General features: G+C 62.9%; 11 protein-coding genes and 1 pseudogene. 10 read left to right on the top strand and 2 right to left on the bottom strand.

Translation table 11 applies throughout. The features are described from left to right. Positions 1-377 precede the first annotated feature (377 nt). The 10 genes and pseudogenes from J4D52_RS02430 to J4D52_RS02385 all read left to right on the top strand — a co-directional run bounded on the left by J4D52_RS02430 (position 378) and on the right by J4D52_RS02385 (position 12,078). A complete protein-coding gene (locus tag J4D52_RS02430) occupies positions 378-1,676 on the top strand; it encodes an MFS transporter (protein ID WP_102676118.1) in 1,299 nt (432 codons plus the stop codon). Between the two features lie 251 nt (positions 1,677-1,927). Then, a complete protein-coding gene (locus tag J4D52_RS02425) occupies positions 1,928-2,926 on the top strand; it encodes a phosphate ABC transporter substrate-binding protein PstS family protein (protein ID WP_007928520.1) in 999 nt (332 codons plus the stop codon). Positions 2,927-3,335: 409 nt separating this feature from the next. Further along, positions 3,336-5,369, top strand: a complete 2,034-nt coding sequence (locus J4D52_RS02420) for an ABC transporter permease subunit (RefSeq protein ID WP_164486759.1) — start codon at positions 3,336-3,338, stop codon at positions 5,367-5,369. Between the two features lie 15 nt (positions 5,370-5,384). Further along, the gene (pstA, locus tag J4D52_RS02415) at positions 5,385-7,055 is read left to right on the top strand and encodes a phosphate ABC transporter permease PstA (protein ID WP_009051605.1); all 1,671 of its coding nucleotides are present in this window, start codon (positions 5,385-5,387) and stop codon (positions 7,053-7,055) included. A 91-nt stretch (positions 7,056-7,146) separates the two neighbouring features. Beyond that, positions 7,147-7,980, top strand: a complete 834-nt coding sequence (gene pstB, locus J4D52_RS02410) for a phosphate ABC transporter ATP-binding protein PstB (RefSeq protein WP_009051604.1) — start codon at positions 7,147-7,149, stop codon at positions 7,978-7,980. 72 nt (positions 7,981-8,052) lie between these two features. After that, entirely contained in the window at positions 8,053-8,814 is a 762-nt protein-coding gene (gene phoU / locus J4D52_RS02405; RefSeq protein WP_007928528.1) for a phosphate signaling complex protein PhoU, read from the top strand. Between the two features lie 168 nt (positions 8,815-8,982). Next, the gene (locus J4D52_RS02400; RefSeq protein ID WP_053263131.1) at positions 8,983-9,945 is read left to right on the top strand and encodes a response regulator; all 963 of its coding nucleotides are present in this window, start codon (positions 8,983-8,985) and stop codon (positions 9,943-9,945) included. Positions 9,946-10,477: 532 nt separating this feature from the next. After that, positions 10,478-10,798, top strand: a pseudogene (locus J4D52_RS02395) (type II toxin-antitoxin system RelE/ParE family toxin); the annotation flags it as partial. A gap of 7 nt (positions 10,799-10,805) precedes the next feature. After that, positions 10,806-11,120, top strand: coding sequence for a helix-turn-helix domain-containing protein (locus J4D52_RS02390; RefSeq protein ID WP_025806982.1), 315 nt, complete (start codon positions 10,806-10,808; stop codon positions 11,118-11,120). 61 nt (positions 11,121-11,181) lie between these two features. Next, entirely contained in the window at positions 11,182-12,078 is an 897-nt protein-coding gene (locus J4D52_RS02385; protein ID WP_102676121.1) for a M23 family metallopeptidase, read from the top strand. Between the two features lie 207 nt (positions 12,079-12,285). On the opposite strand, the gene J4D52_RS02380 is transcribed toward J4D52_RS02385, so the two are convergent. Next, on the bottom strand, positions 12,286-13,626 hold the full coding sequence (locus tag J4D52_RS02380; RefSeq protein ID WP_063433418.1) for a hemolysin family protein: 1,341 nt from the start codon (positions 13,624-13,626) through the stop codon (positions 12,286-12,288). A gap of 116 nt (positions 13,627-13,742) precedes the next feature. After that, entirely contained in the window at positions 13,743-15,035 is a 1,293-nt protein-coding gene (phoR, locus tag J4D52_RS02375; RefSeq protein ID WP_219736151.1) for a phosphate regulon sensor histidine kinase PhoR, read from the bottom strand. Positions 15,036-15,054: the final 19 nt, after the last annotated feature.

Raw genomic sequence — 15,054 nt, 5'->3', positions numbered from 1 at the left:
CTCTGACCCGTGACTCTTCATTGGTACTTCAGGTGAATAGCCGTCTTGAGGAAAAACGATTCAGCCCGAACATACTACGTTCGTCACGTTCTTCGTAAGGCGTACTAAAGGGAAACTCTGCGAAACCGGCTGGCCCAGTCGGCGCCTGGGGCGCCCAGCGGCGTTTTCGCACAGCAACCCTTGCCGGGGCGGCTTTGCTCCAATGCCTGCGAGTATATCGGTCGACAGGCTCCACGACGACCATCCGGTTCTGATTTTGACCGGCAATTGTGCACATCTATGTGCTTTTTCGAACAATTTGCTATCGTGCCGAACCTGCCAGGCCACAACCAGCGCTGTTGCGGCTTCCAGAACCGACTATAAGAGAAGCCCTTGCCATGACCACTGTGCCTTCGAGCATCGCGCAGCCCGCGCAACCTGCTCGTCCGTTGACCCGCAACGACTACAAGACCCTGTCGCTGTCCGCCCTGGGCGGCGCGCTGGAGTTCTACGACTTCATCATTTTCGTGTTCTTCGCCACGGTGGTCGGCAGGCTGTTCTTCCCGGCGGACATGCCCGAGTGGCTGCGCCTGATGCAGACCTTCGGGATCTTCGCCGCCGGCTACCTGGCCCGGCCCCTGGGCGGGATCGTCATGGCGCACTTCGGCGACCTGCTCGGGCGCAAGAAGATGTTCACCCTGAGCATTTTCATGATGGCTGTGCCGACCCTGATCATGGGCCTGCTGCCGACCTACGCGCAGATCGGCATGTGGGCGCCGATCCTGTTGCTGCTGATGCGGGTGATCCAGGGCGCGGCCATCGGCGGTGAAGTGCCGGGCGCCTGGGTGTTCGTTTCCGAGCATGTGCCGCAGCGGCATATCGGCTACGCCTGCGGCACCCTGACTTCGGGCCTGACCGCCGGCATCCTCCTGGGCTCGCTGGTGGCCACCGCGATCAATAGCATCTACACCCCGGGCGAAGTCGCCGATTACGCCTGGCGGATTCCTTTCCTGCTGGGCGGCGTGTTCGGCCTGTTCTCGGTGTACCTGCGTCGCTGGTTGCACGAAACCCCGGTGTTCGCCGAGCTGCAACTGCGCAAGGCGTTGGCCGAGGAAGTGCCGCTGCGCGCGGTGCTGCGCGACCACCGCAGCGCGATCATTCTCTCGATGCTGCTGACCTGGCTGCTGTCCGCCGGGATCATCGTGGTGATCCTGATGACCCCGACCGTATTGCAGACGGTCTATCACTTCACCCCGACCACCGCGTTGCAGGCCAACAGCCTGGCGATCGTGTTCCTGAGCCTGGGTTGCGTGGCGTCCGGCGCGCTGGCCGACCGTTTTGGCGCCGGCCGGGTGTTCGTGTTCGGCAGCGCGCTGCTGCTGGCGACTTCCTGGACCTTCTACCACAGCCTGCTGGATCACCCGGACTGGCTGTTCCCGCTGTACGCGCTGACTGGCCTGCTGGTGGGCACCATCGGCGCGGTGCCTTATGTGATGGTCAAGGCCTTCCCGGCGGTGGTGCGCTTCAGCGGCCTGTCGTTCTCCTACAACCTGGCCTACGCGATCTTCGGTGGCCTGACGCCGATGGTGGTGACCGCGCTGCTCAAGGAGAGCCCGATGGGCCCGGCCTATTATGTTGCAATTATTTGCAGCATCGGGATCCTGGTCGGCCTGTACCTGTGGAAAAAGGGCCGCTGATCCGGCCCATCCTGTAGCCGCTGCCGCAGGCTGCGACAAGGCCGCAGGCCTTCCAGGGCCTCAAAAGCACGCCTGCCTTGCAGTCGATCGCCGCCTTCGGCAGCGGCTATAAAGTGCTCTATAAATAAAGGCCAGCCTTCCATCGCGAATGCTGGCCTTTCATCTAATTGTCATATTTCAGCCATAGAGTGTTCACACGGCCTACAGATACTTGGCCCGACTTAACACACCCTATCTGCTAGGAGTAAGGCATGAAACTGAAGCGTTTGATGGCGGCAATGACTTTTGTCGCTGCTGGCGTTGCGACTGCCCACGCGGTTGCCGCTGTTGACCCTGCTATCCCGAGCTACACCAAGACCACTGGTGTGTCGGGCAACCTGTCCAGCGTCGGTTCCGATACCCTGGCCAACCTCATGACCCTGTGGGCCGAGCACTACAAGAAAGAATACCCGAACGTAAACATCCAGATTCAGGCCGCTGGCTCCGCCACCGCGCCACCTGCGCTGACCGAAGGCACCTCCAACCTGGGCCCGATGAGCCGCAAGATGAAGGACACCGAACTGGCTGCCTTCGAGCAGAAGTACGGCTACAAGCCAACCGCCATCCCGGTTGCCGTGGACGCCCTGGCCGTGTTCGTGCACAAGGACAACCCGATCCAGCACCTGACCATGGAGCAGGTTGACGCGATCTTCTCCTCGACCCGCCTGTGCGGCGCCAAAGCCGACGTCAAGACCTGGGGCGACCTGGGCGTGACCGGCGACCTGGCCAACAAGCCGGTCCAGCTGTTCGGTCGTAACTCGGTATCCGGCACCTACGGCTACTTCAAGGAAGAAGCCCTGTGCAAAGGCGACTACAAGCCTAACGTCAACGAACAGCCAGGTTCGGCTTCGGTGGTCCAGTCCATCAGCTCCTCGCTGAACGGCATCGGCTACTCGGGCATCGGCTACAAGACCGCTAGCGTGAAGACCGTGGCCCTGGCCAAGAAAGGCAGCAGCGACTTCATCGAAGACACCGAAGAAAACGCCCTGAACGGCAAGTACCCGCTGTCCCGCTTCCTGTACGTGTACATCAACAAGGCCCCGAACAAGCCTCTGGCCCCGCTGGAAGCCGAGTTCGTGAAGCTGGTTCTGTCGAAACAGGGCCAGGAAGTAGTGGTGAAAGACGGTTACATCCCACTGCCAGCCAAAGTCGCCGCCAAGGCACTGGCTGACCTGGGCCTGCAGGAAGGCGCTGCAGTCGTAAAGAAGTAACACCCTAGGTCCGGGCCTGTCCCGGACCTTGTAGGAGCGAGCGGGCTCGCTCCTACACCCCCCAATTTTCGATCCGCTGCCAGCTCTGCTCCGCGGCGGATTTGTTGCGTCACTGCATTGTCATCTTTCTGTCATACAGGATCGCTAGGGTGTGCGCATGAATGATCTGGCCAACTCCACCATGACTCCGACTTCCCCCCCCAAGCGCATTGACTTCAATACGCCTGAGCTGCAACGCAAGCGCCGCATCCGCGCGCTCAAAGATCGCCTGACCCGTTGGTACGTCCTCGTCGGCGGTCTGGCCGTGCTGGCCGCGATCACCTTGATCTTCTTCTTCCTCGCCTATGTCGTGCTGCCCCTGTTCCAGGGCGCCGACCTGACCTCCAAGGACCCGCTGACCCCAGCCTGGATGCAGGACGCCGGCAAGCCGCTGATGTTCTCCCTGGAAGAGCAGAACCAGGTCGGCATGCGGGTTTCCGACAAGGGCCAGGCGCTGTTCTTCGACATCGATAACGGTGCCGAGCTGCGCCGCGTCGACTTGCCGATCCCGGCCGGCGCCACCGTGACCGCCATCGGCAAGGATCAGCCGGGCAGCCCGCTGGTGGTGGTTGGCCTGTCCAACGGCCAGGCGCTGGTGTTCCGTCACACCTATAAGGTCAGCTACCCGGACGGCAAGAAAACCATCTCGCCGGCCATCGAATACCCCTACGGCGAAACCCCGATCGTGCTGAACGAGCAGGGCGGCGCCCTGGAGCACGTCAACCTCAACGCCACCGATTCGGCGTTGGTGGTGGCCGGTTCCAGCGGCGCGCAACTGCATGTGCTGCAGCTGACCCGCGAAGAAAACATGATGACCGGCGAAGTCACCAGCGAGCAGAACCGCATCGAGCTGCCGCAGATGACCGAACCGGTCAAGGCCATGTACATCGACCCGCGCCAGCAGTGGCTGTACGTGATCAACGGGCGTGCCCAGGCCGACGTGTTCAGCCTGCGCGACAAGAGCCTCAACGGTCGCTACAAGTTGCTGGAGGATGCCAATGCCGAAGTGACGGCCAGCACCCAGCTGGTGGGCGGTATCTCGCTGATCATCGGTACCTCCAAGGGCGGCCTGGCCCAATGGTTCATGGCCCGCGATACGGACGGCGAACTGCGCCTGAAGCAGATCCGCACCTTCCAGATGGGCACCACGCCGATCATTGAAATCACCGCTGAAGAGCGCCGCAAAGGCTTCGTCGCCCTGGACGCCTCGGGCAAGCTCGGCGTGTTCCACAGCACCGCGCACCGCACCCTGCTGGTGGACCAGGTGGTCGAAGGCGAAGGCCTGTTCGGCCTGTCGCCACGGGCCAACCGGGTGATCGTCGAAGCCGGCGGCAAGCTGCAACCGCTGGTGCTCGATAACCCGCACCCGGAAGTGTCCTGGAGCGCGCTGTGGAGCAAGGTCTGGTACGAGAACTACGACGAGCCTAAATACGTCTGGCAATCGACCGCGGCCAACACCGACTTCGAACCCAAGCTGAGCCTCTCGCCCCTGACCTTCGGTACTTTGAAGGCAGCGTTCTACGCGATGCTGCTGGCGGCGCCGCTGGCGGTTGCCGCGGCGATCTACACCGCTTACTTCATGGCTCCGGGCATGCGCCGCAAGGTCAAGCCGGTGATCGAGCTGATGGAAGCGATGCCGACGGTGATCCTCGGCTTCTTCGCCGGCCTGTTCCTGGCGCCTTATGTCGAAGGCCATCTGCCGGGCATCTTCAGCCTGCTGATGCTGCTGCCGATCGGCATCCTGGTGGCCGGTTTCATCTTCAGCCGCCTGCCTGAATCGGTGCGCCTCAAGGTGCCGGACGGCTGGGAAAGCGCGATCCTGATCCCGGTGATCATCCTGGTGGGCTGGTTCTCGCTGTACATGAGCCCGTTCATGGAGAACTGGTTCTTCGGCGGCGACATGCGCATGTGGATCTCCCATGACCTGGGCATCACCTATGACCAGCGCAACGCCCTGGTGGTCGGCCTGGCCATGGGCTTCGCGGTGATCCCGAACATCTACTCGATCGCCGAAGACGCCGTGTTCAGCGTGCCGCGCGGCCTGACCCTGGGCTCCCTGGCTCTGGGCGCGACCCCATGGCAGACCATGACCCGCGTGGTGATCCTCACCGCCAGCCCGGGCATCTTCTCGGCGCTGATGATCGGCATGGGCCGCGCGGTCGGCGAAACCATGATCGTGCTGATGGCCACCGGCAACACCCCGGTCATGGAAATGAACCTGTTCGAAGGCCTGCGCACCCTGGCGGCCAACGTCGCGGTGGAAATGCCGGAGTCGGAAGTCGGCGGCAGCCACTACCGCGTGCTGTTCCTCTCGGCGCTGGTGCTGCTGCTGTTCACCTTCGTCATGAACACCCTCGCCGAGCTGATCCGTCAGCGTCTGCGCAAGAAATACTCGTCGCTTTAAGAAAGGTAGAAGTCTGTGAAACAGAACTCCCTAAAAGACTGGTTCAAGAGCGGCGCCCCGGGCGTCTGGATCAGCGGTGGCGCGGTGTCCATCGCGGTCATCATGACCATCGGCCTGCTGGCGGTGATCGCCGTGCGCGGTCTGGGCCACTTCTGGCCGGCGGACCTGGTGCATGCCCACTACGACGTACCGGGCCAGGCCAACCACCTGGTCATCGGCGAAGTGGTACAGAAAGAAGAAGTGCCGCGGGCACGCCTGAAGAGCGCCGGCCTGCCGGTGCCGGACGAAGGCCCCGAGTTCATGACCCGCGAGCTGATCAAGGTCGGCAACCGTGACCTGAACGGCAACGACTTCACCTGGATTGTCGGCGACTGGCTGACCAACCAGACCACGCCGCCGGAGCTGATGGCCATCGAGCGGCGCGAGTGGGGCAACTTCTACGGCTACCTGGTCAACGTCAAGCAGGATGGCAAGGTCATCGCCGAAGGCGAAGCGGCCTGGCCGGAACTGCAGGCGCGGATCGAGCGAGTGAACAAGCTGGCTGCCCAGCTCAAGACCCTGGAGAAAGTCGATATCGGCGCGATCAACGCTGGCCTCGAGCGTATCCGCCTGCACGGTCGCAAGCTGGAACTGGACGGCAAGCTCGATGCCGCCGCCCAGGCCGACATGGAAAGCGAACGCGCCGAGCTGAACGCCCGTTACCAGGACGTCGAGGCCCGCCTGAGCGACCTGCACGCGCAGTTCAACCGCGACAGCCTCACCGCCCGCGACGCCAACGGCAAGGAAGTGGAAATCAGCCTGGGCAAGGTGGTGCACGCCTACCAGCCGAACGGCATGGGCACCCTGACCAAAATGGGTTTCTACTTCAGCAAGGTCTGGGAATTCCTCAGCGACGACCCGCGTGAAGCCAACACCGAAGGCGGCATCTTCCCGGCGATTTTCGGTACGGTGATGATGACCCTGATCATGGCGATGATCGTGACCCCGTTCGGCGTGCTGGCGGCGGTGTACCTGCGTGAATACGCCAAGCAGAACACCCTGACCCGGGTGATCCGCATCGCGGTGAACAACCTGGCAGGCGTTCCGGCCATCGTCTACGGCGTGTTCGGCCTGGGCTTCTTCGTCTATGTGCTGGGCGGTTCCCTCGACCGCTTGTTCTTCCCGGAAGCCTTGCCGGCGCCGACCTTCGGTACTCCGGGCCTGCTCTGGGCCTCCCTGACCCTGGCGCTGCTGGCGGTGCCGGTGGTGATCGTGGCCACCGAGGAAGGCCTGGCGCGGATTCCCCGCACCGTGCGTGAAGGTTCCCTGGCCCTTGGCGCGACCAAGGCGGAAACCCTGTGGAAGATCGTGCTGCCGATGGCCAGCCCGGCGATGATGACCGGCATGATCCTCGCGGTGGCCCGCGCCGCCGGTGAAGTGGCGCCGCTGATGCTGGTGGGTGTGGTGAAACTGGCGCCGTCGCTGCCGGTGGACGGCAACTACCCGTACCTGCACCTGGACCAGAAGATCATGCACCTGGGCTTCCACATCTACGACGTCGGCTTCCAGAGCCCGAACGTCGAGGCCGCGCGGCCGCTGGTGTACGCCACGGCGCTGCTGCTGGTGCTGGTGATCGCGACGCTCAACCTGTCGGCAGTGTGGATTCGTAACCACCTGCGCGAGAAATACAAGGCACTGGATAGCTGATTACCGCCGTCCCCTGTACGGCGTTACCGCTGGCCCGATCGACGCGGCCAGCGGCTCACTGAAACGAATTTGTTAGCGTAGGGAGTTACCCATGCAGCAAGAAGCACATACCCACGGCATCAACATGTCGGCCCTGGGCCGCGACAAGCAGAGCCTGAGCCTGGAGCAGGAAACCGTGGCCATCGAAGTCCCGGGCCTGAGCCTGTTCTACGGTGAGAAGCAGGCGCTGTTCGATGTCAGCATGAACATTCCGAAGCAGCGCGTGACCGCCTTCATCGGCCCGTCCGGCTGCGGCAAGTCGACCCTGCTGCGTACCTTCAACCGGATGAACGACCTGGTGGACGGCTGCCGCGTGGAAGGCGAGATCAACCTCTACGGCAACAACATCTACCGCAAGGGCGAAGACGTGGCCGAGCTGCGCCGCCGCGTGGGCATGGTGTTCCAGAAGCCCAACCCGTTCCCGAAGACCATCTACGAGAATGTGGTCTACGGCCTGCGCATCCAGGGCATCAACAAGAAGCGCATTCTCGACGAAGCCGTCGAGTGGGCCCTCAAGGGCGCGGCGCTGTGGGATGAAGTCAAGGACCGCCTGCACGACTCGGCGCTCGGCCTGTCCGGTGGTCAGCAGCAGCGTCTGGTGATCGCCCGTACCATCGCCGTGGAACCGGAAGTGCTGCTGCTCGACGAACCCTGCTCGGCACTCGACCCGATTTCCACCCTGAAGGTCGAAGAACTGATCTACGAACTGAAATCGAAGTTCACCATCGTGATCGTGACCCACAACATGCAGCAGGCCGCGCGCGTTTCCGACTACACGGCGTTCATGTACATGGGCAAACTGGTGGAATTCGGCGACACCGACACCCTGTTCACCAATCCGGCGAAGAAGCAGACCGAAGACTACATCACCGGTCGTTACGGCTAGGAAGCTGTTGTTGCTCACTGAACTGACGCTGCGGTCCACCGCACCTTACCGGACGCTCCAAGGACGCCAACCATGATTAGTAAAGAAGGCCTCACGCATCACATCTCCCAGCAGTTCAACGCCGAACTCGAGGAGGTGCGCAGCCACCTCCTGGCGATGGGCGGGCTGGTCGAGAAACAAGTCAACGACGCCGTCACCGCGCTGATCGAAGCCGACTCGGGGCTCGCCCAGCAGGTGCGCGAGATCGACGACCAGATCAACCAGATGGAACGCAACATCGACGAAGAATGCCTGCGCATTCTCGCCCGGCGCCAGCCGGCGGCTTCCGACCTGCGCCTGATCATCAGCATCTCCAAGTCGGTGATCGACCTGGAGCGCATCGGCGACGAATCGACCAAGATCGCCCGTCGCGCCATCCAGTTGTGCGAAGAAGGCGAGGCCCCGCGCGGCTACGTGGAAGTGCGGCACATCGGCGATCAGGTGCGCAACATGGTCCGCGACGCGCTGGACGCCTTTGCCCGCTTCGACGCCGACCTGGCGCTGTCGGTGGCCCAGTACGACAAGATCATCGACCGTGAGTACAAGACCGCGCTGCGCGAGCTGGCCACCTACATGATGGAAGATCCGCGTTCGATCTCGCGCGTTCTGAGCATCATCTGGGTGCTGCGCTCCCTGGAGCGGATCGGCGACCACGCGCGCAACATCTCGGAGCTGGTGATTTACCTGGTGCGCGGCACCGATGTACGCCATCTGGGGCTCAAGCGGATGAAGGAAGAAGTTGAAGGCACAAGCGCCGAAAGCGCTAATGTTCCGGGTGAAGCTGACGATAAGTAAGGTTGCCCGATAGAAGCGCCCGGCCCTTTTGGCCGGGCGTTTTCGTTTATGGGGATTGAACTTGAAAAGCAGCGCCCGCGAACGAAAAGTCCTGGCGTGACTGAAGAGTTTTGGCAAAGTGCCATCAGTAAAGCGTTATGCTAGCCGGGATTTTTAAAGGGGTGGTCGATGAGTAAGGTAAGTGTGTTGGTGGTGGATGACGCTTCGTTCATTCGTGACCTGGTGAAGAAGTGTCTGCGCAACTACTTCCCTGGCATCAAGATCGAGGACGCCATCAACGGCCGTAAAGCCCAGGCCCTGCTGGCCCGTGAAGCCTTCGACCTGGTCCTGTGCGACTGGGAAATGCCGGAAATGTCCGGCCTGGAGCTGCTGACCTGGTGCCGCGGCCAGGAAGCGATGAAGGCCATGCCGTTCATCATGGTCACCAGTCGTGGCGACAAGGAGAACGTGGTGCAGGCGATCCAGGCCGGCGTCTCCGGCTACGTCAGCAAGCCGTTCACCAACGAGCAGCTGCTGACCAAGGTCAAGCAGGCGCTGAACAAGGTCGGCAAGCTCGACACCCTGATGAACAGCGCGCCGACCAAGATGAACTCGGCGTTCGGCAACGACTCCCTGAGCGCCCTGACCGGTGGCAAGGCTGAAGTCATCGGCGCCGCGCCGGCGGCTGCGGCGGTCAACCCGTTTGCCAAGCCTGCCGTGGTGTCTGCTCCTGCTCCCGCTGCTGCCCCGTCCCGTGGTTTGCTCAACAGCCCGCCGGTGAAGGCACCGGCTCCTGCCGCCGCGGCGTCTGCCGGTGGTCGCGGCCAGGGTCAGTTGCGCCTGCCCAGCGGTACCCAGCAGTGCGTGATCAAGGCGCTGAGCATCAAGGAGGCGCTGCTGGTGGTGAAGCGTACCGATACGCTGCCGCAGGTGCTCGACAGCGCTGTGCTGGATCTGGAGCAGGGTGATAATGCCGAGGTGGCGCGTCTGAACGGCTATCTGCATGCGGTGGTGGCCTATGAGCCGAAGCCGGACAGCGAGTGGCTGCAGCTGACTTTCCGCTTCGTCGACCAGGATGCGCAGAAGCTCGATTACATCTCCCGCCTGATCGCCCGCGGCACGGCGCAGAAACACTTCGTCCCCGGCGCCTGAGCCCCTCTCAGCCCCATTCCTGAGCACTATTTCGCGGGCAACCACGCTTCTGTAGGAGCGAGGCTTGCCCGCGATGACGTCCGCTCTGACGCCCCATTTTCCGGGCCGCTGGCCCCGACCCTGTAGCCGCCGCAGGCTGCGATAAGGCCGAAGGCCTTCAGCTATCTCAAAACCTTGCGCCCCCTTCGTCGGAGTGCCGCGCGAAACCTGCTGCAAACACTTTCCTGTACCACGCTTCTGCACGCTGACGAAGGTGATCTGGGGCGTGTCACCCAGGCCTTGTATCTGCTGCTGGATGCTGGCTGTGATGTGTTGCAGGCCGCGCAGCACAAGGCGTTGGGGGAGGGGGCGGTGGTTTGATGCCGTGTGTCTGATTCTCGGTTTTTCAGGTTGATTTATATCTGTACTGATATAGTTTGTGGTCTGTGCTTTTGGCTTTTCTTGTGCCGGGCCACGCTTTGAAACAACCCGGCCGCGTGCTGTGGCGGTCGGGTTGTTTAACCTCTCTGGGGTCAGTAACGGGAGAGGTTCGATGCCTAGGCACAAGGATGTGGTGTTTGTCGGGAGCGCGCTCCGGGACCTCCGGGCTTTTCCACTGGATGCGCGAAGGGCCGCGGGTTTTCAGCTGGATCTGTTGCAGCAGGGCGAGCAACCCTATGACTGCCGGTCGATGAAAACCGTGGGGCCGGGGGTGTTCGAGATCAGGATCAGTGAGGACTCAGGGGCGTTTCGGGTGTTTTACGTGGCCAACCGGCCCGCGGCCATTTATGTGCTGCACGCCATGCGCAAGACCACCCGCAAGACCGAAGCGCGGGACATCGAGCTGGCTCGGGCCAGACTTCAGGAGATAAGTGCACGCCATGACCGATCACATGCATACCGAGCGTTTCGCCAGTGTCTGGGACGCGCTCGAAGGTTCGCCCCAGGAAGCCGCGAATATGCGCCTGCGCTCCAAGCTCATGCTGGAGCTGGGCAAGACCATCAAGGCCTGGGGTGTTTCGCAGAAGGAGGCCGCCAGGCGGCTCAATATCACCCAGCCGCGGCTCAACGACGTGCTCAGCGGCAAGATCAACAAGTTTTCCCTGGATGCGCTGGTCAACCTCTCCGACGCCGCGCAACTGGGCGTCGATATCAGCTTCAGTCCGTCGGCAATGGAACCTCTGGTGCAGGGTTGATTCATACAAAGTCCACGTCGGGCTGCTAGCCTGACTTCAGGCTTTCCTCAGAATCTTGCCCATGTTCATGCACCTGCTGGTTTCCTGTGGTCTGTTGCTGGCTGCTACCTCGGCCATGGCCATGACCATCTACAAGTCCACCGACGCCAATGGCGTGGTGTCCTACAGTGACCGTCCGTCGCCGGGCGCCCAGGTGTTCGTGTTTCGCGATCGCATGGTCGAGCACCTGGAGCGCCAGGTGCGTTTGGATGTCGAGAAGAGCTGGGGGGTGGACAGCGTCTTTGTGCGTAACGACCTGTATGCGCCGGTGGAGATCGAGCTGGGGTTTACCGGCTTGAAGAACATCCGCAGTGCACCCAGGCAGCCGATTCGCCGGGTACTGCCGGCCCGCAGCCGACAGCGCCTGGCGCAGCTCACGGCCGTGCAGGCGGGCAAGCCGCTGATCTATGTCCCGCAGTTCCGTTATTCCCTGGGCGACCCTGCAGGCGCCGCCCAGGCCTATCGTTACCCGCTGCCCTGGCGTGGCGGCCCCTTCCGCCTGACCCAGGGTGCCAACGGCCGGTACAGCCATTTCGGCCCCAAGAGCCGTTATGCCATGGACATCGCCATGCCCGAGGGCACGCCGATCATCGCGGCGCGTGGCGGGGTGGTGGTGAAGACCGAGAACCGCCAGAGCGGGCGCGGCACCGACCCTTCCGGCAATTTCGTGCGGGTGCTGCACAACGACGGCACCATGGGGGTGTACCTGCACCTCAAGCGCGGCTCGGTCAGGGTGCGTGAAGGCCAGCGGATCGTGGTGGGCAGCCCGCTGGCGCTGTCGGGCAACACCGGCAACAGCAGCGGCCCGCACCTGCACTTCGTGGTGCAGCGCAATACCGGCCTGGGGCTGGTGTCGATTCCCTATCAGTTCAACCAGCCCATCGGCAGCCTGCCGAATTTCGCATTGGGCAAGAAGTAGCCTGTAGCCGCTGCCGCAGGCTGCGATAAGGCCGAAGGCCTTCAGCGATCTCTAGATCCTGCGCCCGCGTCGTCGGAGTGCCGCCCAAGTCGATCGCAGCCTGCGGCAGCGGCTACAGGGCGATCTGCGGGGCGGGTGTAATCAGGGGAGGGAATCGCGAGCAATCGAGCGTCGACCGGCTGCTCGCGATGAGGTGTCAGACTGTGCTCAATCGAGCATCAACACCTTGGCCAGGACGATTTTCGGACCTTTCATCTTCTTGATGATGATGCGCAGGCCTTCGACTTCCATGACCTCTTCTTCTTCCGGTACCCGTTTCAGGGTCTCGTAGACCAGGCCGGCAAGGGTTTCGGCCTCGATATGGTCCAGGTCGATGCCCAGCAGGCGTTCCACCTTGAACAACGGGGTATCGCCGCGCACCAGCAGTTTGCCGGGCTGGTAGGCGAGGATGCCGCGCTCGGCCTTGCGGTGTTCGTCCTGAATGTCGCCGACTAGCACTTCCAGCACGTCTTCCATGGTCAGGTAGCCGATGATCTTGCCGTCGGCTTCCTCCACCAGGGCGAAGTGCGAACCGCCTTTACGGAACTGTTCCAGCAGCTGCGACAGCGGCATGTGCCGAGAAACGCGCTCCAGCGGGCGGGTCAGCTCGGCCAGGTTGAACGACTCGGGGATGTGGTCCAGCGCCGCCAGTTCCAGCAGCAGGTCCTTGATGTGCAGCAGGCCGACGAACTCGTTGCGCTCGCTGTCGTAGACCGGGTAGCGGCTGAACTTGTGGCGGCGGAACAGGGCGAGGATTTGCTTCAGCGGCGCGTTGAATTCCACGCTGATCAGGTCTTCCCGGGAGTTGGCCCAGTCCACCACTTCCAGCTCGCCCATTTCCACGGCCGAGGCCAGTACGCGCATGCCCTGGTCGCTGGGGTCCTGGCCCCGGCTGGAGTGCAGGATCAGCTTCAGTTCTTCGCGGCTGTAGTGGTGCTCGTGATGCGGGCCGGGCTCGCCCTGGCCGGCGATGCGCAGGATGGTGTTGGCGCTGGCGTTGAGCAGGTAGATCGCCGGGTACATCAGCCAGTAGAACAGGTACAGCGGCACCGCCGTCCACAGCGACAGCAGCTCGGGCTTGCGGATGGCCCAGGACTTGGGCGCCAGCTCGCCGACCACGATGTGCAGGTAGGAAATGATGAAGAAGGCGGTAAAGAACGACACGCCCTTGATCACTTCCGGCGAGTCCACGCCCACGGCGCTGAGCAGCGGCGCCAGCAGGTGGGCGAAGGCGGGCTCACCGACCCAGCCCAGGCCAAGGGAGGCCAGGGTGATCCCCAGCTGGCATGCGGAAAGGTAGGCATCCAACTGGCTGTGTACGGTGCGCAGGATCTGCCCGCGCCAGCCGTTCTTGTGGGCGATGGCCTCGACCCGGGTCGAGCGCAGTTTGACCATGGCGAACTCGGCGGCTACGAAAAAGCCGTTGAGCAGAACCAGGAGCAGTGCAAAAAGAATCATGCCGAAGTCGGCGAAAAGAGACGCGAGGGTAAAACCAGGGGAAGGGTCCATGATGGAGTTTTGCGGGTTCCGTGTATTCGAAAAAGAGAGAAATGCGCGGCGCAATGGCAGGCGCAAGCCAGCCAATGTAGCGGCTGGCAGGGCGATTGCCTAGTGGCGCGTGGCTGTCACCGCTGGTCGGTCAGGGTGCCGGCACGGAATCTTTTCACCTGGGCCGGGGCGAAATGGCAGGTAAAAGTGCTGCCGTGGCCCGGTACGCTGCTGATCTCCAGGCGCGCCCGATGGCGCAGCAGCACATGCTTGACGATGGCCAGGCCCAGGCCGGTGCCGCCGGTGTTGGAGTTGCGGCTGGAGTCGACCCGGTAGAAGCGTTCGGTCAGGCGCGGCAAGTGCTTGTTGTCGATGCCGATCCCCGAATCCTGCACGCTCAGGTGTGCGCCTTGCTCGTCGCCCCACCAGCGAATGCGGATGTTGCCCTCGGCGGGGGTGTATTTCACGGCGTTGAACACCAGGTTGGAAAAGGCGCTGCGCAGTTCCGCCTCGCTGCCCTTGAGCTGGACCTGCGCGTCGGCTTCCAGGGTGATGCGCTGGTTGCGCTCCCCGGAAAGCGCCTGGGCATCGCTCTTGATTGATTGCAGGAGCACGTCGATCGGCACCGGCTGGTTGTCCGACGGATAGTCGGTGGCTTCCAGCTTGGCCAAAAGCAGAAGGTCGTTGAGCAGGGTCTGCATGCGCCCGCCTTGCTGCTGCATCTGCTGCAGGGCGCGGCTCCAGCGCGGGTTCACTTCCTCGACGTTGTCGAGCAGGGTTTCCAGGTAGCCGCAGATCACCGTCAGCGGCGTGCGCAGTTCGTGGGAGACGTTGGCGATGAAGTCTTTGCGCATCTGTTCCAGCTGGTGGATGCGGGTCACGTCGCGCACCAGCATCAGGTGTTCGTTGTTGCCGTAGCGGGTGATGTACAGCTGGATGCGTATCCGGTCGTTGGTCGGCGAGGGGATTTCCAGCGGCTCGTTGTAATTGTCCTGCTCGAAATATTCCTTGAAGCGCGGATGGCGCACCAGGTTGGTCACCGGCTGGCCGCTGTCCTGTGGGGTTTTCAGGCCCAGCAGGGTTTCCGCGGCGCGGTTCCACCATTCCAGGTTGCCGTCGCTGTCGAGCATGATCACCGCGTCTTTCAGCGCCGCAGTGGACTCCTGGACCCGGTCGATCACCGCTTGCAGGCGCCCGCGCACCCGTTGGTCGCGGCGTTGCAGGTGATAGATGCTGTCGAACACCTCGCCCCACAGGCCGTAGCCATCGGGCGGTGCTTCATCGGGTTGGTGCAGGCGCAGCCATTCGTGCAGGCGCAGCAGTTGCTTGAGGGTCCAGGCCAGATAGATCCCCAGGCCGATGGCCAGGCTCCAGCCGTAGTAACCGCTGATCAGGCCCACCAGCAGGCAGCCAGTGACCAACAGCAACATGTGGCGAATCAGGGTGCCA

It is taken from the genome of Pseudomonas sp. GW460-12-10-14-TSB1 (genome assembly GCF_017349775.1).
Taxonomy (GTDB): domain Bacteria; phylum Pseudomonadota; class Gammaproteobacteria; order Pseudomonadales; family Pseudomonadaceae; genus Aquipseudomonas; species Aquipseudomonas piscium.
This window is presented reverse-complemented; position numbering and strand designations above follow the sequence as displayed.

Excerpts from the sequence above, each read along its gene's own strand:
- J4D52_RS02430 (WP_102676118.1), top strand. The coding sequence starts at position 378 with ATGACCACTGTGCCTTCGAGCATCGCGCAGCCCGCGCAACCTGCTCGT.
- J4D52_RS02425 (WP_007928520.1), top strand. The coding sequence starts at position 1,928 with ATGAAACTGAAGCGTTTGATGGCGGCAATGACTTTTGTCGCTGCTGGC.
- J4D52_RS02420 (WP_164486759.1), top strand. The coding sequence starts at position 3,336 with ATGCAGGACGCCGGCAAGCCGCTGATGTTCTCCCTGGAAGAGCAGAAC.
- pstB (WP_009051604.1), top strand. The coding sequence starts at position 7,147 with ATGCAGCAAGAAGCACATACCCACGGCATCAACATGTCGGCCCTGGGC.
- phoU (WP_007928528.1), top strand. The coding sequence starts at position 8,053 with ATGATTAGTAAAGAAGGCCTCACGCATCACATCTCCCAGCAGTTCAAC.
- J4D52_RS02400 (WP_053263131.1), top strand. The coding sequence starts at position 8,983 with ATGAGTAAGGTAAGTGTGTTGGTGGTGGATGACGCTTCGTTCATTCGT.
- J4D52_RS02390 (WP_025806982.1), top strand. The coding sequence starts at position 10,806 with ATGACCGATCACATGCATACCGAGCGTTTCGCCAGTGTCTGGGACGCG.
- J4D52_RS02385 (WP_102676121.1), top strand. The coding sequence starts at position 11,182 with ATGTTCATGCACCTGCTGGTTTCCTGTGGTCTGTTGCTGGCTGCTACC.
- J4D52_RS02380 (WP_063433418.1), bottom strand. The coding sequence starts at position 13,626 with ATGGACCCTTCCCCTGGTTTTACCCTCGCGTCTCTTTTCGCCGACTTC.
- phoR (WP_219736151.1), bottom strand. The coding sequence starts at position 15,035 with ATGTTGCTGTTGGTCACTGGCTGCCTGCTGGTGGGCCTGATCAGCGGT.